General features: G+C 43.7%; 16 protein-coding genes and 1 other annotated feature (1 of these 17 only partly in view). Of the genes, 6 read left to right on the top strand and 10 right to left on the bottom strand.

Annotated features, from left to right (window positions below; genetic code table 11):
• Positions 1 to 12 (bottom strand) — a binding site (T-box leader) (it extends 218 nt beyond the left edge of the window).
• 75 nt (positions 13 to 87) lie between these two features.
• The 7 genes from K1J09_RS05535 to K1J09_RS05505 form a co-directional block, all read right to left on the bottom strand.
• The gene (locus K1J09_RS05535) at positions 88 to 627 is read right to left on the bottom strand and encodes a VanZ family protein (RefSeq protein ID WP_223323279.1); all 540 of its coding nucleotides are present in this window, start codon (positions 625 to 627) and stop codon (positions 88 to 90) included.
• Positions 614 to 1702 carry a 23S rRNA (adenine(2503)-C(2))-methyltransferase RlmN gene (gene rlmN / locus K1J09_RS05530; protein ID WP_223323277.1) on the bottom strand — a complete coding sequence of 363 codons (1089 nt, stop codon included), beginning with the start codon at positions 1700 to 1702 and terminating at the stop codon, positions 614 to 616. The genes K1J09_RS05535 and rlmN overlap by 14 nt, the downstream gene beginning before the upstream one ends.
• Positions 1699 to 2280 carry a YutD family protein gene (locus K1J09_RS05525; protein WP_223323276.1) on the bottom strand — a complete coding sequence of 194 codons (582 nt, stop codon included), beginning with the start codon at positions 2278 to 2280 and terminating at the stop codon, positions 1699 to 1701. Before K1J09_RS05525 ends, rlmN begins: the two co-directional genes overlap by 4 nt.
• 181 nt (positions 2281 to 2461) lie before the next feature.
• On the bottom strand, positions 2462 to 3505 hold the full coding sequence (locus K1J09_RS05520; RefSeq protein ID WP_223323274.1) for a SepM family pheromone-processing serine protease: 1044 nt from the start codon (positions 3503 to 3505) through the stop codon (positions 2462 to 2464).
• Positions 3492 to 3986, bottom strand: coding sequence for a pantetheine-phosphate adenylyltransferase (gene coaD / locus K1J09_RS05515; protein WP_223323272.1), 495 nt, complete (start codon positions 3984 to 3986; stop codon positions 3492 to 3494). The genes K1J09_RS05520 and coaD overlap by 14 nt, the downstream gene beginning before the upstream one ends.
• Positions 3976 to 4524, bottom strand: coding sequence for a 16S rRNA (guanine(966)-N(2))-methyltransferase RsmD (gene rsmD / locus K1J09_RS05510; RefSeq protein WP_002910356.1), 549 nt, complete (start codon positions 4522 to 4524; stop codon positions 3976 to 3978). Before rsmD ends, coaD begins: the two co-directional genes overlap by 11 nt.
• A 70-nt stretch (positions 4525 to 4594) precedes the next feature.
• The gene (locus K1J09_RS05505) at positions 4595 to 5083 is read right to left on the bottom strand and encodes a YcxB family protein (protein WP_002910357.1); all 489 of its coding nucleotides are present in this window, start codon (positions 5081 to 5083) and stop codon (positions 4595 to 4597) included.
• A gap of 142 nt (positions 5084 to 5225) precedes the next feature.
• Here K1J09_RS05505 and K1J09_RS05500 point away from each other — a divergent pair, with 142 nt between their 5' ends.
• From K1J09_RS05500 to K1J09_RS05485, 4 genes are read left to right on the top strand one after another with little or no spacing between them, the layout of a single operon-like run.
• Positions 5226 to 5903, top strand: coding sequence for a helix-turn-helix domain-containing protein (locus K1J09_RS05500; RefSeq protein WP_223323270.1), 678 nt, complete (start codon positions 5226 to 5228; stop codon positions 5901 to 5903).
• A 3-nt stretch (positions 5904 to 5906) separates the two neighbouring features.
• The gene (locus K1J09_RS05495) at positions 5907 to 7322 is read left to right on the top strand and encodes a Y-family DNA polymerase (protein WP_223323268.1); all 1416 of its coding nucleotides are present in this window, start codon (positions 5907 to 5909) and stop codon (positions 7320 to 7322) included.
• Positions 7319 to 7693, top strand: coding sequence for a hypothetical protein (locus tag K1J09_RS05490; protein WP_023915864.1), 375 nt, complete (start codon positions 7319 to 7321; stop codon positions 7691 to 7693). Before K1J09_RS05495 ends, K1J09_RS05490 begins: the two co-directional genes overlap by 4 nt.
• Positions 7671 to 7964 (top strand): DUF5960 family protein, encoded by a 294-nt coding sequence (locus tag K1J09_RS05485; RefSeq protein WP_223310843.1) that lies wholly within the window; start codon positions 7671 to 7673, stop codon positions 7962 to 7964. The genes K1J09_RS05490 and K1J09_RS05485 overlap by 23 nt, the downstream gene beginning before the upstream one ends.
• A 255-nt stretch (positions 7965 to 8219) precedes the next feature.
• On the opposite strand, the gene K1J09_RS05480 is transcribed toward K1J09_RS05485, so the two are convergent.
• Both K1J09_RS05480 and K1J09_RS05475 read right to left on the bottom strand, forming a co-directional pair.
• On the bottom strand, positions 8220 to 9698 hold the full coding sequence (locus tag K1J09_RS05480) for a flotillin family protein (RefSeq protein WP_002896230.1): 1479 nt from the start codon (positions 9696 to 9698) through the stop codon (positions 8220 to 8222).
• A gap of 104 nt (positions 9699 to 9802) precedes the next feature.
• Positions 9803 to 10333, bottom strand: coding sequence for a DUF177 domain-containing protein (locus tag K1J09_RS05475; RefSeq protein ID WP_223323266.1), 531 nt, complete (start codon positions 10331 to 10333; stop codon positions 9803 to 9805).
• Positions 10334 to 10432: 99 nt separating this feature from the next.
• On the opposite strand from K1J09_RS05475, the gene K1J09_RS05470 reads away from it, so the two are divergent.
• Both K1J09_RS05470 and K1J09_RS05465 read left to right on the top strand, forming a co-directional pair.
• Complete coding sequence (locus K1J09_RS05470) at positions 10433 to 11302, top strand: Rgg/GadR/MutR family transcriptional regulator (protein ID WP_223323264.1); 870 nt, start codon at positions 10433 to 10435, stop codon at positions 11300 to 11302.
• A gap of 349 nt (positions 11303 to 11651) precedes the next feature.
• Positions 11652 to 12893 carry an MFS transporter gene (locus K1J09_RS05465; protein ID WP_223323262.1) on the top strand — a complete coding sequence of 414 codons (1242 nt, stop codon included), beginning with the start codon at positions 11652 to 11654 and terminating at the stop codon, positions 12891 to 12893.
• Positions 12894 to 13024: 131 nt separating this feature from the next.
• Here the strand turns inward: K1J09_RS05465 and K1J09_RS05460 are convergent, their stop codons facing one another.
• Positions 13025 to 17728 carry a glycoside hydrolase family 70 protein gene (locus K1J09_RS05460; RefSeq protein WP_223323261.1) on the bottom strand — a complete coding sequence of 1568 codons (4704 nt, stop codon included), beginning with the start codon at positions 17726 to 17728 and terminating at the stop codon, positions 13025 to 13027.
• Positions 17729 to 17796: the final 68 nt, after the last annotated feature.

The raw sequence follows: 17796 nt of genomic DNA, 5'->3' as shown, positions 1-17796 counted from the left end.
CTGATGATTTATTTTATTATAGGCCTTTCCTTTTTTCTTGTCAAGAAAAAATTTCCTTTTTTCTTCTAAATCCGAACGTTTTCTTCACTAATCTGCCTTGAAAACGTCGTCTTGACGATTTTTCCAGATTTTTTGACCAAGCTGAAAAGCCCGCCAAGCCAGATAACCACCCAAAGTATTGGTCCAGAGATCATCAATCTCAAAGACTCGATTGGCGTTGATAAGAAGGTCCAGCAGAATCTGAGTCACTTCAATAGACAGACTCATCCCAAAGCTCAGCCAGACAACCTTTTTTGTCTTCCGCAATTTCGGAAAGAGCCAAAGCAATTGAAAAATTAAGGGCGACAGCAGAAAGATATTGGCCAAATTTTGAACAAAAACCTTGACCAGCTGGATCCAAGAAGAAATTTCGCCAATATTGACAAAGGAATTAAACGGGACTAGCAAAACTACTATTCGGCCAAAATACTGGATTCCCGGCGTTTCCATTCCTGGCTCTGGAACCTGAGGAATAAAGCACAGGATGCAAAGCATCAAGAAATAGAGTCCGCATCCTCCTGCTAGCAATTTCCGGCCTCGAGCTGTCAGCTCACCGTCTGAAGTCAGATAATTTTTAAGGCTGAACATTTTCTACCAATGCTTTCTCACGATCTCGCTTCATAGTATTGGAACGCAACTGGCCGCAGGCTGCATCAATATCTGTACCATGCTCCTGACGTACCACACAGTTAACTCCATTTTTCTTGAGGGTGTCATAGAAGGCCATCACACGCTCTTTGGGACTGCGGCTGTATTGGTCGTGCTCGCTAACGGGGTTGTAAGGAATGAGATTGACATAAGATAGCTTCTTAATGTTCTTGAGCAGCTCAGCCAGTTCCTTAGCCTGCTCTACACCGTCATTGACTTCATTGAGCATGATATATTCAAAGGTCACTCGGCGGTTGGTCGTCTCGATATAGTATTCAATAGCTGCAAAAAGCTTTTCGATAGGGAAGGACCGGTTAATCCGCATGATGCTGGTCCGCAGATCATTATTCGGGGCATGAAGGGATACAGCTAGATTGACTTGCACACCTTCATTGGCAAAGTCACGAATCTTATGAGCCAGACCTGATGTCGAAACCGTGATATGGCGGGCACCGATAGCCAAACCTTTATCATCATTGACCGTCCGGACAAACTTGAGCACATTGTCATAGTTGTCAAAAGGCTCGCCGATTCCCATAACCACGATATGGCTGACCCGCTCATCCTGACCACGCTCGTCAAAATACTTCTGAACCAGCATAATCTGAGCTACAATCTCACCGTTATTGAGGTCGCGTTGCTTTTTAATCAAGCCGGAGGCACAGAAGGTGCAGCCGATATTGCAGCCAACTTGGGTAGTCACACAGACTGAAAGTCCATAGTGCTGGCGCATGAGCACCGTCTCAATCAGCATACCATCCGGCAGCTCAAAGAGGTACTTGACCGTACCGTCAGCAGACTCTTGAACAATGCGCTGTTTAAGCGGATTGACGACAAACTGATCATTTAGCTTGGCAATCAAATCTTTAGATAGATTGCTCATCTCCTCAAAAGACTGGACCCGCTTGCGATAGAGCCACTCCCAAATCTGGGCAGCACGGAATTTCTTTTCTCCCTGAGCTTCCGCCCATTCAATCATTTCCTGGCGCGTTAAGCTATAAATAGATGGTTTCATTTTTCTCCTTTATTCTGACGAATTACAAAATGGCGATTGCTGTCTCTTGGCTTTTTCTGCCTATCTTGCTGGGAATTGTTGCGAGAGCGCTTATTGTCCCTTTTAGAACGACTGTCTCGGTCTCGCTCGCTTCTGCGATTGCGGTTGCCGCCTGAACGGCTGTTGCGAGAACGTTTTGACCGACCCTCTGATTCTTTCTTGCCATGCGATTTCTTATCAAAGGAAGCGCGCTGGGGATTTGGATTTTCCAAGACAAAATAAGCACAGCCATAGCTGCAGTACTCTAGCAAATAGTCTTCTAAGCGGCTAATCTTCTCATCGCTTTCATTAGCCCGCTCATCCTTGTAAAAACCGCGCAGGCGCAGCTGCTCGTTGCCCCAGTCACCGACAATATAGTCAAACTTGGTGAGAATTTCTGAAAAGCGCTGATGAAAGGCCGTCAAGTCAAAGCCTTCCTTATAGTTCTCAATCAATTCAAACTCGAATTTTTCTGCAAGAATCTTGCTGTCAATCTGTTTAAACTCCGGTCCTGGAAATTTATTATAATTATACAATTCAGGTGAAATATCTTTACGCATACTCTTCCTTTAACAATCTTGGATAGTTTATCTACAACACTTTATTTTATCATAAATCAGCCAGTATTTCGCGGACTTTTCATCAAAAATATCTTTCTGAAAAAAGTCAGACGATTTAAAGCAGAGAAGACCAGCTGATCTTGTCTGTCTCACAAGAAAAATCTTAGCAAAAGCTAAGATCTTACTTATTCTTTTTCAGATAGTCAATGGCGTCCTGCAGCGTTTTAACTGGAACAATTTTCATATCCGTTTTAATCTTCTTGGCTGTCTCCAGAGCCGTTTGGTAGTTATTCTTCCCATTAGGAGAAAGCTTCTTCTCTTCTTCTGTGAGTTCATTGTTCGGTGCAAAGAAGATATCTGCTCCGCTTTGGGCTGCTGAAACAACTTTCTTATCAATTCCGCCGATTTCACCAACTTCGCCTTCTCGGCTGATGCTGCCGGTCCCTGCAATATCGCGGCCGTCACGAAGGGTCGGATCAGCCAACTGGGTATAAATAGCGAGACTGAACATGAGACCAGCACTAGGACCGCCGATACCCTCAGTTGAAAATGTAATCGGAATATTACTGCTGACTTCCGTCCGGTCTATCAGACTAATCCCAATCCCGTTCTTACCGTTCTCCAACTTGATAACCTTACCAGTTGCCGATTTCTCCTGACCATCTTCTTGGAAAGTCACCTTGATTTTATCCCCAAGCTTCTGCGAGTTGACATACTTAACCAGCTCCTCAGAGCTTTCAAATGTCTTATCATTGACACCAGTTACCGTATCAGCAATATTGAGAACTCCCTTGAAGGTTGAGTTATCAGCCACCTGCAAGACATAAACTCCCAGATAGTCCATTTTGATCTCTTTACCAGCCGTTGTCAACCCTTGATATTTAGCCATATTTTGTGATGTTTCCATGTAAAATTGGTTGATCCGATTGAACTCCTCATCCGTGGAGCCACCCGTCATATCCTTGGCAGAATAAATATCTGTAAAAGGGGTCAGCCAAGCATAGACCAGATGAGCAAAGGTTGCCTGCTCTACTCCGACCGTCACAAAGTTGTAGGAACCCGCTTCCTTGTCGGCCTTATTATCAACCAGCAAGACCTGACGAACATCCTCGGCACCACCAGGAACTTCTATGTAATAAGGCAGACGAACGCAAAGAGCTGCTATAAAAAAGGCAATAGTGACGCCAATGACTGTTGGCAATATAAACTTCTTAATTCTTTTCATCGTTGATTCTTTCTAATTCTTTGATTACACTTTGGGGCACATAGGCCGCAATATCCTGCTGAAAAGCAATCAGCTCACGAATACGTGATGAACTGATAGGCTGATAGACTGGCTTGCTGAGAAAGAAAATCGTCTCCAGCTCTCCTGCCAATTCCTGATTGAAAAAATTCATATTGGCTTCATAGTCTAGATCTTGACTATTTCGGAGACCGCGCACAAAGGCCTTAGCTCCCAGTCTTCTGGCCACTGTCACTGCTAGCTCATTCTGCGAAATGATGACCTCGACATTATCCAAATGTTCTAGAGCTTCTTTGACCATGCGCTCTCTGGCTTCAATTGTGAAAAAACCAGACTTTTCTCGGTTATAGAAAATCCCTACATAGAGCTTATCAAAAAGCCTGCTGGCCCGCTCAATCAGGTCCACATGACCCTTGGTCATCGGGTCAAAAGACCCTGTGAATAATCCTATCTTATCTGACATACACCGTCACCTTTGAAATTCCATATATCTTCTGCTTCCAAATGCCTAGCCCTGCAATTTCTTCTGGCAATTCAACTTCCTTGTCTGTCTCACAGACTACCAGGACATCTTGACCCAAGAGCTGGCGCTCCTCTAGCTTCTCAAGGTCCTCCACAATCTGCTCCTTGGCATAAGGCGGATCTAAGAGAACCAAGTCAAAAGCTCCCGTCAATATTTCCAAGGCTCGGCCAGACTCCATCTTGAGCAAGTCAAAACGTTCCGGCTCCTTTGTCATCTGAATATTCTCTGAAATAATAGCCTGAGCTCTGCGATCCCTTTCGACTAAGACAGCTTCCTCCATACCTCGCGAAATAGCCTCAATGGCCAAACTCCCACTCCCAGCATAAAGATCTAGCACCCGACCGCCGTCAAAATAGGGACCAATCATATTAAAAATTGCCCCCTTGACCTTATCGGTCGTAGGCCTGGTCGTCTTGCCGTCCAAAGTCTTGAGGGGCCTGCCCCCGTATTTACCTGCAACAACTCTCATAAAAAACATTATAACACACATCGCACAGGAGGCCAATTTTTTGAAAACTTGACAGATAAAAAACAGAAGTCCCCCAAAATTAGAGACTTCTGTTTTCTTTTAATTTCAATAAAAAATCAATTAATTCAGGCTGACAGTCTGCCTTATCCAAGATCAGTCCCATTGACCGACCAACCATGATATAAAAAGTTTCTGGCTTGTCTATAATCGCCACAATATCTTGGTAGTCAAATCTGGCATTGTTATTCCGATTAACGACACGAAAGTCTGTCTCATAGAAGCTAAACTCCTGCTCTATATCATGCCAGAGGGGGTTGCCTCTATAAAACTTTTTAATATGTCGATTCATGGACAGATAGTAAAGAAAAGGAAGGACAGCCACAGTAACAAGAAAAGCTGCGCCTGGCAAAGGTTCCCCGATGAAAAAACAGATTGCACCGCATATCAGCACCACTATCTCAGGGAGAATCAGCGAGAAGATGCCATTCTTTTTATACCAAAAATTGGTCCAAGCGAAACGGCGGTAAGCTTCTTCTGTCATGATCGTTTTTGCTATCATAGGAAACATCTCTCTACCTCCAGGTTATATTCCTCCCTACAGTTTACCACACTCTTGCTAGAAATAACAATACTCAATAAAGAACTTGCTTTTCTCGATTTCATTTGCTATACTATATGTAACCTTTAAAACGTTACATAGGAGGTGTGATATGTTTTCGCATGAAAAATTAAAAAAACGCCGGCTGGAGCTTAATCTGGCACAGGCTTCCATTTACCAAGAGCTGGGCATCTCTCGAAAGACTTACTCTGCTTGGGAAAATGGTCTAGCAGAACCCCACGCAAAAAATCTCAGGAGGTTGGCCACCTGTCTCAAGGTCCAGGAGAACTACTTTGTGGATGAGACCAGCGCGCTCTACACCTACCCTTTACTAACCGCACCACATAAAAAAGAAGTAGACAAGCTCGCTAGTCGGCTCCTAGAGAGACAGCGCAAGGTTAGCTCCCTTACAGCCTATAAGGTTCTATCTGTTGAGCTGGCTGCAGGTCGCGGTCACAGTTATTATGACAATGAAACAGACTACGAAACGGTCTACTTCGATCAAGATATCCAGCACGACTTTGCATCCTGGGTCTCTGGAGATTCTATGGAGCCCAAGTATCCCAATGGATCTGTTGCACTTATGAAACAGACAGGGTTTGACTACGATGGGGCAGTCTATGCTCTTATGTGGAATGGCAAGACATATATTAAAAAAGTCTACCGTGAAGCTGAAGGCCTACGCTTAGAATCTATCAATCCTGACTACGAGGATCTCTTTGCTCCTTATGAAGACCAACCTAGCATTGTTGGTATCGTAGTCGGACATTTTCTGCCAATTGAGGTATAAGCTATGGTCCTATTTGATTATTCACGCGAGCCTCGTTCAGACATCGCTTTTGTGGATATGAAAAGTTTTTATGCCTCTTGCGAATGCATTTCCCTCGGCCTTGACCCTTTAAAAACCTCGCTCTGTGTCATGAGCCGAATTGAAAATTCTGCTGGACTGATATTAGCTGCCACTCCTCTCTTTAAAAAGAATTTCGGCAGCCAGAATGTCAGCCGAAGCTATAATCTTCCTTTTGATGTCCACACCCGCAAGTTCAACTATGCTACTGCCCACAAGCAGGGACTACCAATTACAGCAGATTATGTGCGCTTTATTGAAGATGCTGCTCAAAAGACCTTATTGGTCCCACCTCGGATGAACTACTACATCCAGAAAAACATGGAAATTCAAAAAATTTTCCAGGATTTCGCAGCTCCCGATGATATTTTCCCCTACTCAATTGATGAAGGCTTCCTAGATTTGACAAGCTCTATCAACTACTTCATTCCCGATCAGACGCTGGACCGCAGGACCAAACTGGACCTGCTGGCTGCCCGCATTCAACAGGCTATCTGGAAGAAGACTGGGATTTATGCCTCTATCGGCCTGAGCAACGCCAATCCTCTTCTCGCCAAGCTAGCCTTGGACATTGAAGCCAAGCACACAAAACAGATGCGGGTCAACTGGTCCTACGAGGATGTGCCAAGTAAGGTCTGGACTATTCCGACAATGACTGATTTTTGGGGCATCGGTCACCGAACGGCCACCCGTCTTAAGAAACTGGGAATCCACTCCATTTATGATTTGGCTCACTTTAATCCCGATATTCTCAAAAAAGAAATGGGAGTCATGGGCCTGCAGCTTTGGTTTCACGCTCACGGCATTGATGAAAGCAATGTTCACAAGCCTTATCAGGTCAAGTCGCATGGTCTGGGCAATTCGCAAATTCTCCCCCGAGATTATAGACAGCAGGCAGAGATTGAGCTCGTTTTCCGAGAAATGGCTGAGCAGGTCGCCATTCGGCTCAGACGCTCTGGTAAGAAATGCCAGCGTGTCTCCATCTATGCCCGTTATTCCAAGCAGGAGCTCCTGCCTTCCATTCATACACAGAAAAAAATTGAGCCCACTAACAACAGCGATCGATTGGCTCAAATCGTCGTTCAGCTTTTTCGTTCCAAATATCAGGGCGGGGCTATCCGTCAGATTGGCGTTTTTTACAGTGACTTTGTCGATCAAGGTTATGGTCTGATTTCTCTCTTTGACGATCCTCTGCAAATTCAAAAAGAAGAGGAGCTCCAACAGACGATTGACCGCATCAGAGATCGCTTCGGCTTCGCCTCTCTGCTTAAGGGAAATGCCTTGCTGGGCTCCTCCCGTGCCATCGCTCGAAGCAAGCTGACAGGTGGCCATTCGGCTGGAGGGCTGGAGGGCTTATCATGACCGACCGCTCCTACCTCCCCTATCAGTCAGCTCGTGACTTTCAGGATCGAGGCATGGCTAAGTGGGCTGGCTTTTTCCTCTCTGAACATAGCACTGCTTTGGCCAAAAAAGAACTAGATATGAGCCAATTGCCCCAACTTGATAGACAGGAAAAATTCCACTTGCTCAGTCAAGCCTACAGCCAGCAAGTTCCCATCCGAATCACCTTTCTTAATAAGGAAAGGCTGACCGACATTACTGCTACAATCTTTCATCTGGACTGCAAGCAAGTCCTCCTGCAGAAAGGTGACCATTACAAAGGCCTTGCTATCCATCAGATTCTTTCGATACATGCTTCAGGAGGCGTAGATGACCACTCAGAATGTACATGAGGAACTTCAATTCGACTATTTTTCCCAGAACTACCATCAATTTCAAGAGGATTTTTATCAATTTTCCAATCTTCCCCAGCCTCTGATGGTCATGGAAGATGACATCCTACTCCACATGGCCAGCCGCCAAGCCACTTATTTCAAACTCTCCAAGACCAAAAGCTTGGATAAAAAGGATCATTACTTCCACTTTACCGTCAGTCGACCAGACCAAGCAAACCGACTCTGCATTTACCACTATCAAGGCCAAACAGAAGATATAAACCAATAAGCTCCCAAACTGAGTCTGGGAGCTTATTGTAGGGAACTGGCCATCTACTAGAATCTTCTCAATTATTTATTGCTTTAAGTCAGGTAAATAACATTAAAGATTTGAGCCAGCTATATTTAAAGCCAAGAAGCGCCATTCTTTTTAGGTTATCTATTCAGTTCATTTGTATAAACTAATTTCATACTAAAAACACCCCAATCGTTAGATTTTCTGTCTAACTTTTGGGGTGAAAGTCAAAGCGAATTATCTTTTCTTTTATTTTTTATCGGTGTCAAGATTTGCAGCTTCAATAACCGGCTGCTCATCTTGTTTTAGCTTGTTAACTGTCATATTAACACCAAGAGCTCCTGCTAGGAGTTGGCGGATATCGAAGCCTGCACCTTGCGACACTTGGTCAATACTCTGCATGATGTCGCCAACCATCTTAGAAGCATTGCCTTCACCATACATAGTGATTTTGTCCACTTTAGTAAGCGGCTCTGCTACAGCACGGGCAATTTCTGGCAGTTTGTCTACAATCATCTCAGTAATCGCAGCTTCCTGCATCTTCTTCATAGCTTCTGCTTTTTTATCCAAACCTTCTGCTTCGGCTTCTAATTTAAGACGAATAGCCTCCGCTTCAGCACGTCCCTTGGCTTCAATGGCTTCAGCTTCTTGCAGTTGCGCAAATTTCTCAGCCTCGGCTTGAGCCTTGCGGGCTTCGGCTTCTTTTTGTGTTTCAAAAAGCTCCGCCTCGGCTTGACGTTGACGCTCAATCAATTGTGCTTCAGCTGCTTGTTGACGAGAGTATTTCTCCGCTTCAGCCTGTTTGCGGATGTTAGCATCCAGTTCTTGCTCCCGAACCTTAACTTCGCGTTCCTTGACTTCAGCTTCTTTCTCTTGCTTCATGATATTAGCTTCGGCAGCCACACGTTCTTGCTCGCGACGCTGCACTTCCGCCTCAATCCCTTTAGCTGCATCAGCCTTAGCTTGAGCTATATCCGCTTCCTGCTTGAGGGCTGCTTGCTTCAGTTTCAACTCATTTTGCTTTTGAGCGATTTCTAAGTCAGCAGCTACGCGCTTATCGTTAGCCAATTTGTCTTGCTCAGCTTCTACTTCCTTGCGCTCACGTTCAGCTTTAGCCTTTGCAATTAGGGCATCTTTTTTGATGGTTTCGACATTTTCGATACCGAGATTATCAATCACACCACCTTCATCAGAGAAAGACTGAACGGTAAAGGCAATGACTTCTAATCCCATCTTAGCCAGATCCGGAGCTACGTTATCCTGAACTTTTGAGGCAAATTCCTGACGGTCATTGACCATCTTCCGCAACTCCATCTGACCAATTACTTCCCGGAGATTTCCTTCCAAGACATCTTGAACAGAGTTAGAAATATCTGTTGTATTCCAATTAAGAAAGTTTTCTGCTGCACGAGCAATCATTTCATCGGTTGTTCCGATTTTTAGCTTAACAGCTGCATCAGCACGAACATTGATAAAATCCAGAGTCGGTACCGCTTCAGAAGTGCGAACATCTGTTGAGAACTGCTCAATATCCAAATAAGAGCGCTGCTCTACAAAAGGAATCATAAATCCAGCTTTACCGCGAAGGTGACGCTGTTTACGAAGACCTGTAATTACAACTACTTCGTTAGGGCGTGCGTTAACATAGCCTTTCACTAAAAGTACAACAAGTACAACCAAACCAATAATTACTGGAATCAACCAGGTTGGAAAGAAAAATGTATCCATTAAATCTCCTTCTATAAGACAATTTCCATTGTCTATTTTCTTTTTATACTTAGTATAACAAATTATTTCAAATTCTCAAATCATTTTCAAAATTTTTACAAGAATTATTCATCAAAAAGTCCTTGCAAACCGGCGAAAGGATTGTTCTTCTCTTTTTGAGCTTCCTGGGCAGTGGCAAATTCCTCCTCCGTCATAACCTGCCAGTCCTGACCAGACAGAAAACCTTGGCCGGCTTCTTCCTCAGCTGTTAGGATTTTCAGTGGAATATTCATCAGGATATTGTCAGCTACACTCTCAGCTATATTAATCTCGCCATTTTCAATCGGAAGCACCAAGTCCTGATCAATCAGTTCCTGCGATGGAGCCTGTCCTTCTTCCATGAAAATTTCGTTGACTAGATAAGACTCCTTGAGTTCCACTGGCTCCATGCTACGACTGGACGTTAAGGTAATGGTATATGACAAGTCATAATCCAGAAAATAAAGGCCGTCTTCATATTGAACCTTTCCTTTGGCTACAATATCCTGAACATCTAAAATCTCAGGATTGCGCTCTTTTAACTCCTCTGCCAAGTCCAGCTTTTTCTCAAAGGCTAGTCCATCTGGATTCTTCCGAATTTCTTGAATATGCAACATAAGTTCCTCTTTGTTTTTTTCTTTATATTATATCATGTTTGAGCACTTCGATGTCATTGAAAATTATTTTGTTATAATAAAATGCAAGGAGGGAAGACAATGGAACATCTAGGACAGGTTTTTAGATTTTTTCGAAAGGCAAGGCACATCTCTTTATCCGAAGCGACTGGCGGAGAATTTTCAAAATCTATGCTTTCTCGCTTTGAAAATGGGCAGAGCGAACTGTCGGCTCAGAAACTTTTTAGCGCTCTCAGCGCCATCCACACGGAAACGGAAGAATTTACCGTTGCAGCCGGCATCCAGAACCATCACTCTCACAAGGAACTCTTAAGCAAGATTCAAGACCTGTTGCAAGCCAATCAGCTCAACCTCTTAGAAGAACTTTATCTAGAGAAAGAAAAAATCACTCAAAAAAGCAAGAAGGCTAGTGATTGGGTTGAACGCCTGATTGTAAAGGCCTATCTCTGTGCCCTCAAAGAGTCTGAAAAGGCCTGCCCAGGCGAGCTTGATTTCCTGGATGATTACCTCTTTTCAGTTGATATTTGGGGGCGCTACGAGCTCAATCTCTTCTCTGTCTGCACTCCGGTTTTATCTCTAGACTTGTTTTCCCAATACACCAAAGAAATCCTCTCAAGAAATGATTTTACAGCCTTGTTTGCCAACAATCGCAACACCCTGCACACTACCTTTCTTAATGGCTATCTTCTGGCCATTAGTCAGGAAAACATCACCCAAGCAGACTATTTCCAACAAGTCATTGAGCGACACTTTTATGAAGAAAATGAGACTTACTTCCGAATTGTCTATCTCTTTGCTCAGGGAGAGTTGATCTGTTTGAAAGGGAAAACAGAAGAGGGGCTCACTCAAATGAAGAAAGCGGTCGATATTTTCCGAATCTTGAACTGTCAGCATAGTGCTGACTACTATCAAGAAGCCCTTGATACTGCTTTTCAAAAATATAGTAAATAACGCAAATCTCCACTTTTAAGCTCAGCGATATTGAGTTGGAAAGTGGTTTTTTTGATGTAAAATACACTCCAACTTACTCATCTTAACAATTGCACAAAAAATCGTTGAATATATGCAATATTTCCTGCTGCTTAGATTTTCTATTTTATACTAAAAGCAGAAAGAGCTAGCGCAAGTCACTTTCAGAATTTTACCACTTACTTATGAGACCTAACCAGTTGCCGAAAAGCCCTTGTTTTTGGCTTTAAACGGTCTATAATGGTCATCAGAAAGAGAAAAACAAAAGCCAGATTACAGATGCACCCAATCAGCTTTCATTCATTCTTGCAGTTTAGAAAAGGAGTCTACGATGAAATTATTTTTTAAAAATGGGGTCTATGCCTCACTCAGTCTTTCCCGAATCTTCAACACCTTGGGAGCTTCTATTTTCAATATTGTTTTTGTGGTATTTGCTTCCAGCATGCCCAATCCCAAGTTTGCTATTGCTGTGGCTAATTTTATCGTTCTGGTTCCGACTTTCTTTACTATCTTTGCCGGCATCAAAGCTGACAAGACTATCCATAAAGCTCGTTGGCTGATTCATTTTGGTTATCTTCAAGCCCTGCTCTTTGTCCTTGTCGCCTTCATGACTCGCTCTAGCTCTTATCTAGCCTTTTCAGCCGTCTGCTTGATGAATATTCTTTCAGATATCATCAGCGACTATCGCAGCGGCCTGCAAATGCCGATTTTAAAAAAGAATGTTCCAGAGAAAGACCTTATGGAAGCCTTCTCTTTTACCCAGCTTATCAGCTTTCTCTGTAGCCTGGCCGGACAAGCTTTGGGAGTTTGGCTCTTAACCGTCAGCCAGCAAGACTTCTTCCTAGTGGCTTTGGTTAACGCCTTGACCTTTCTCCTATCCTCCACCATCCTCTACCTAGTCCGTCGCAGATTGACTCATGACCCAGTGGCAATTTCTGAGAAAAAAGCTCCTCTGAAAGAAGAATTGAAGAAAATGTACACATCGTCCAAGCTCATTTTTGAGCAGGAAGGTTCTAACAATTTTCTCAAACTGCTGGCTCAAATCCTGATTGTCAACGCTATGGCAGGTTCTCTTATAGCTCTTTATAATCTCTACTTGCTGGATAACCCCATCTTCCAGCTGTCCTTTAGCCAGTCTCTCTTGGTTCTTCAGACCACTCTTGTCCTAGCCATAATCGCAGCCAGCCTGACTCCCAATGATTACTTTAGCCGTCTCTCTCTAAATCAACTAACCCTCTGGGCTGCTCTTACCATGATTCTGCTTGCTGTCAGCAATTTCTTGCATCTGCCTGTTTTCGTCGGCATTGCTTTTGGTTTTTTACTAGCTTATATCTCTGGCAAGATCAATCCCAAAATCAACACCCTCTTACTGAGCAAACTGCCTTCTGATGTTCTCGCTCAGACTTCCAGCTTTCTGAGTCTGCTCTTTTCTTTCTCTGTTCCCTTTGGTACTATGGTCTTCAGCAGCCTGGCCCTCTGGAATATGAACGCTAGCTGGCTCATCTTCAGCATTATCGGTGTGATTGCTCTGCTCCTATCTATCGAAAAAAAGAAAGATGTTAAAGAAATTTGATAGATTTAATCTTGTTTCTAAATTTATTCTCCCAGAAGACAGCAAAAAACGATAACTTCCAAATAAGGAGTTATCGTTTTTGTGTATTAGAAAGCTAAAAATTAAGTTTCATTTAGCCTATTCTATTGCTTTTAGTTCCAGCCAAAGCGTCTGCCTCTACCATTTCGGTCAAAGTACATCCAGCTTCCATCTTCCAGCTGAATCCATTTATTGCGCGCCATTTCTCCTGAATTGGCATCAAAGTAACGGTTAGCACCATTGACATAGACAATCTTACCTTTGACTTGCTTGCCATTTTGGTCGAAGTAAAGGGTTTGTTGGCCAATCTGCTGCAAACCTGTCACTGCTTTACCAGCCTGATCGAAATAGTACCATTCGTTCTTGGCACCTTCAACAAACTTGTTGGCTGCCATTTCTCCTGAGTTGGCATCGAAGTAACGGATTGATTTATCAGCCAGAGTTACTAGCTGTCCTTTGACTTGCTTACCATTTTGGTCGAAGTAAAGGGTTTGTTGGCCAATCTTCTGAAGACCTGTCACTGCTTTACCAGCCTGATCGAAGTAATACCATTCGTTCTTGGCACCTTCTGCAAACTTGCCGACTGCCATTTCTCCTGAATTAGCATCGAAGTAACGGATTGATTTATCAGCCAGAGTTACTACTTTACCTTTGACTTGCTTGCCATCTTGGTCAAAGTAAAGGGTTTGTTGGCCAATCTTCTGAAGACCTGTCACTGCTTTACCAGCTTGATCGAAGTAATACCATTCGTTCTTAGATCCTTCTGCAAACTTGCCGACTGCCATTTCTCCTGAATTAGCATCGAAGTAACGGATACTCTTGTCTGCAAGTGTCACGATTTTACCCTTGACTTGCTTGCCATCTTGGTCGAAGTAAAGTGTTTGCTGGCCAAGTTTTTGAAGACCTGTTACTGCAACACCATCTGCTCCGAAATAGTACCAGTCACTTGGATTATCACCTTGGGCAAAGCGGTTAGCAGCAGCATTACCTGAATCCTTATCAAAGTAACGAAGTTTACCATCTTTGGCACGCGCAATCTTGCCCTTGACTTGGTAGCCATTTTGGTCAAAGAATTGCTGATTGCCGCCCATGGTTACCAGGCCTCTAGCCATGACACCCTTGGCATCAAAGTAACGCCAGTTTTGGCCATCAGTAGTGTAGTAACGGTTGAGAACTTGGGCACCAGTCTTATCGTAGTAGTACTGATTGCCGTTTTCATCTTCGCGGAGCGAGTCACGCAGCTGAATACCATTCTTGAGGAAATAAACTTGCTTGCCGTCAATTTCTTGCGCGCCTGTCACCAGATAGCCACGGTTGTTGAAGTAATACCAATTTCCATTTTCATCTTGGATAAAGGCATTCTTAGCCTCATATCCACTAGTTGAATAATACTTAGTACCATTAGCATCACTAACAAATCCTGTATAAGCTTTCTTATTAACTAATTGCTTAGGCAGTACCATCTCACCATTCTTGTTGTTGAGATATTCGTTGCTAGCCCAGTCTTTAAGAACATAGTAAGCACCACGACCTAAGATATTGGTACCGTTGAAGTGTTTAGCTGACCACTTGGTAATCTTCTCATCAGTCGTCATCTTTTGACCGTTGGAAATCTGTACTCGTTCAAAGATTTCTGGGTATTTAGCTTTGAGTTCATCCAAGAAGGCTCCACCATACTTGCCTTGATAGTCTGTACCATTCGTTCTAGTATTGGCAACGTAAAGTTTTTCCTTGATTTCTGCGCCTTCACGGTAGGTTCCGTAGTTGTTGACACGAGTTGCTGTTACCACTTCCTTGCCTGGCAGGTTGTAGATTTGGTCTGGCACCCAGTCCGCAATGGCTTGGATATTGACACTGTGAAGAGCACGGAGAGCATTGAGCAGGTCATCTAAAGAACCATATTTATTGTTCTTACTCATTGCCATATCATAGCGGTCTTCAAAGGCATAACCATTCTGGATGATAGAATCTAGGAAAGTACCGTCTTGGCTAGATACGTACTGCGGTGGCAGCTCAAATGAAGTCACTCCCCATTCCTTGAAGAGGTTGACATTTTTAGCAATAACTTTATTGGTATATTGGTCATCGCGAGTTGCAAAGTCTTGGAAGTTAGAGAAGCCTTCGTAAATCAACTGAGAATCAAGAGCTGCGCTAGATTCGTAAACCTGACCGCTGGCATTTTTCTTCTTGCTGGCTGTTACACGAGCATCCTGATCTGCCTTAGCACCAACTGGTACCCAAACAGCCAGATAACCAGAAACTTGGACATTGCTGTAACCTGCGATATCATTCATATCAAAGGTCAAAATACCATTGGCATCTGTCTTCTTCCAGAGGGATTGAGGCACTTCTTCGTCAGTTAAATAGCGGGAAATACCATCTTTGGTCGTCAAGAGCACAGGACGGTAGTATTGATTCTTATGGGCTGCTCCCATATTGACTTGCAGTTTATCCCATTCGTTCAGTTTCAGGTTCGGGTTATTAGAAGCAATAACTGCCATCCCTTGGGTACGAGTTTCTGCTGTACCTTCATCTGTTGCTTCGTTGGCACCAGTACCGTAACGAACAGAAGTCAAAATACCATTGTAAGACCATTTATCAGCCTCACGAGGTACACCCATATAGGTGACTTTCATGTCCTGACCACCAGCTACATACTTAATCCGAGCCCGCAACAGGGCATCGATAGCATCGTGGTAAGGAGATTTTTTCTCCATATATTGACCGTCATCTGTGTAGAGATCACCATAGTAGACCCGAGTGATGGAGTCTTTGTTGGAGAGCATGAGAGCATGAGCAGTTGGGATATTGAACTGCGTATACTTCTTGTCTGCCTTGCGCATATCTTCGTTGTAAATCTTGAAGGCTTGCTTGAGCTCATCCATGGTAAAGGTCAAACCATCTGTATTTGGATTGATATTTTCTCGGATGATATCGGCAATAACGGTTTGCACTTCACTATCATGAGCCCGAACAAAGATATAGTTGGCCATCCGCTCGCCATTTTTCTTTTCAGTAGAACGGTCATTCAGACTATTCGTAATCGTTGGCTCTACACCACTACGGATAGAAAGCTTACGCATGAACGAATAAAGCAAGGACAGACGAAGCTTATTATCAATCGGTAATTGAGCACCCTTGGTGTCTTTGTTGTAGTCAGGGTCGTTGTCAGACCAAGCTTCCAAGATAGACAGATGCTTGATGGCTTCTTCTTCACTTTCTCCAACCTTGTAGCGAGACTTGAAGTAATCAGAAGTAATCTGGAGCAAGTCCGCATTGACATTGTCCACCGCATCGACACGGACTCCGTCAAAGTTAGCAGTCGGATCATTGGCTACGATGCTACCGAAGTTCATCATAAAGTGCAGCCAGTTGAGTTGCTCAGCCTGAACAGCTGGATTAGAGTTGTCAAAGTCGTTAGCTAGTAGGAACTCATAACCACCATTTGACTTGTCAATGAAGTACTTAGGTGTACCAGTTTGGTTGGTAGGTGTGCGGTTAAGGATGCGGTACTTAGAATTAGCATGAGAAGTCTTCTCACTATTGGTATAAAGCAGAGCTCCGCCTTGCAAGTGGTCCTTATTAGTACCAGTTGTTTCAGACTCTGTCTTGATATTCCAGTTTGGCTGAGTTTTGACAAATGCACCCATCAGCGTTCTCAGCCATTTAGTATCGCCGTCTTTACCGATTCTTTCTTCAATTTTGCGCTGAACCTGCTGAGAAGCACCTGTCAAGATAGCTTGTTCCACTTTGTTTTCAAAAGCTCCTGCTCCCAAACCTTGCTGGTTCATATAGTTAAGATAGCTAACCTGCGTTTGCTTATCAGGCCACCAAGCCATTAAAAGCGGACGCAAGTCAGTCTCTGTAGACTGAGTCCATGTTTTTCCATCCTTGAGGATAGCTTTTGGACGATACCAAGTATCCGCTGTCAGGTAGCCGTCAACTGTTTCGATGTCCTTTTCCGTAGTGCCATGGAAGGCATTCATTCTGGTGAATTCATTGTTAAGGCTGCTAGTACCTTGCTGGAATTGATACTCAGCTGAATCAATCAGTGCTCCAGTCTCTGCATCGAAATAAAGAATTTTTCCATTAAGCTCAACAGCGAAATTCTTTTTAACTGTACCGTCGTCCTGAACATAGTATTTCTTGCCATCAATGGTCTTGATGTGAGATAAGACATCATCATCATGCTCAGCATTAACAGGCGCCGCTTGGGCTTGAGCAGCCACCATTCTTTCAGCTATCGCTCCCTGTCTTTGAGCCGGTTCTGGCAAGCGGTCTTTCTTTGCAACCTTTGGATTTGCAACAATCTTGTCTGTAACAGTCTTCTTTGCTTGTTTGTCAGCAGTTGCTGGACTTGCTTGTCTATCTTGAGCAATTGCTGCAGTTTTAGCAGTTTCTGATGTTGCATTAGCTGCTTTTGCTTCTTCAGCAACGGCCGCTTTTTCTGTAGTTGCTGCTTCTGCTACTGCCGGCTTAGCTGGCTCTTGAGTAGCAGCTGCTTCCGTATTTGCTGCAGTTTCAGCAGTTTTTTCACTGGCTACAGCAGCATCAGTCACCTTGTCTGCAGAAGTTGCTTTTTCTGCTTCCAACTGAGAAGCTGAGTTAGCTTGTACTTGAACTGGCTGCCCTGAGCCACTATCCTGAGCTGCAGTTGGTTCTTGAACTGCCACCTGCTTAACATCATCAGCGTGGACAAGACCTGCTTCGAGACCAAGTACTTTTGGTGCTACGATAAGTGCTAAGGTAGTCACACCGATGGCTACCCAGTTCTTCTTAACTTTATGCATCTTATAATGAATTTTTTTCTCCATCATAAAGCCTCCTTCTGAATTTGGTATAAAGTTATACTCTTATTCTAGTATATTTTTAGAAATGAGTCTAT

Source organism: Streptococcus sanguinis, from assembly GCF_019928825.1.
In the GTDB taxonomy this organism is placed as follows: Bacteria; Bacillota; Bacilli; order Lactobacillales; family Streptococcaceae; genus Streptococcus; species Streptococcus sanguinis_L.
Note: the sequence above shows the minus strand (reverse complement) of the source record. Positions and strands in the feature narration are given on the sequence as shown.

Coding starts and splice junctions, on each gene's coding strand:
- K1J09_RS05535 (WP_223323279.1), bottom strand. CDS start 627: ATGTTCAGCCTTAAAAATTATCTGACTTCAGACGGTGAGCTGACAGCT.
- rlmN (WP_223323277.1), bottom strand. CDS start 1,702: ATGAAACCATCTATTTATAGCTTAACGCGCCAGGAAATGATTGAATGG.
- K1J09_RS05525 (WP_223323276.1), bottom strand. CDS start 2,280: ATGCGTAAAGATATTTCACCTGAATTGTATAATTATAATAAATTTCCA.
- K1J09_RS05520 (WP_223323274.1), bottom strand. CDS start 3,505: ATGAAAAGAATTAAGAAGTTTATATTGCCAACAGTCATTGGCGTCACT.
- coaD (WP_223323272.1), bottom strand. CDS start 3,986: ATGTCAGATAAGATAGGATTATTCACAGGGTCTTTTGACCCGATGACC.
- rsmD (WP_002910356.1), bottom strand. CDS start 4,524: ATGTTTTTTATGAGAGTTGTTGCAGGTAAATACGGGGGCAGGCCCCTC.
- K1J09_RS05505 (WP_002910357.1), bottom strand. CDS start 5,083: ATGTTTCCTATGATAGCAAAAACGATCATGACAGAAGAAGCTTACCGC.
- K1J09_RS05500 (WP_223323270.1), top strand. CDS start 5,226: ATGTTTTCGCATGAAAAATTAAAAAAACGCCGGCTGGAGCTTAATCTG.
- K1J09_RS05495 (WP_223323268.1), top strand. CDS start 5,907: ATGGTCCTATTTGATTATTCACGCGAGCCTCGTTCAGACATCGCTTTT.
- K1J09_RS05490 (WP_023915864.1), top strand. CDS start 7,319: ATGACCGACCGCTCCTACCTCCCCTATCAGTCAGCTCGTGACTTTCAG.
- K1J09_RS05485 (WP_223310843.1), top strand. CDS start 7,671: ATGACCACTCAGAATGTACATGAGGAACTTCAATTCGACTATTTTTCC.
- K1J09_RS05480 (WP_002896230.1), bottom strand. CDS start 9,698: ATGGATACATTTTTCTTTCCAACCTGGTTGATTCCAGTAATTATTGGT.
- K1J09_RS05475 (WP_223323266.1), bottom strand. CDS start 10,333: ATGTTGCATATTCAAGAAATTCGGAAGAATCCAGATGGACTAGCCTTT.
- K1J09_RS05470 (WP_223323264.1), top strand. CDS start 10,433: ATGGAACATCTAGGACAGGTTTTTAGATTTTTTCGAAAGGCAAGGCAC.
- K1J09_RS05465 (WP_223323262.1), top strand. CDS start 11,652: ATGAAATTATTTTTTAAAAATGGGGTCTATGCCTCACTCAGTCTTTCC.
- K1J09_RS05460 (WP_223323261.1), bottom strand. CDS start 17,728: ATGATGGAGAAAAAAATTCATTATAAGATGCATAAAGTTAAGAAGAAC.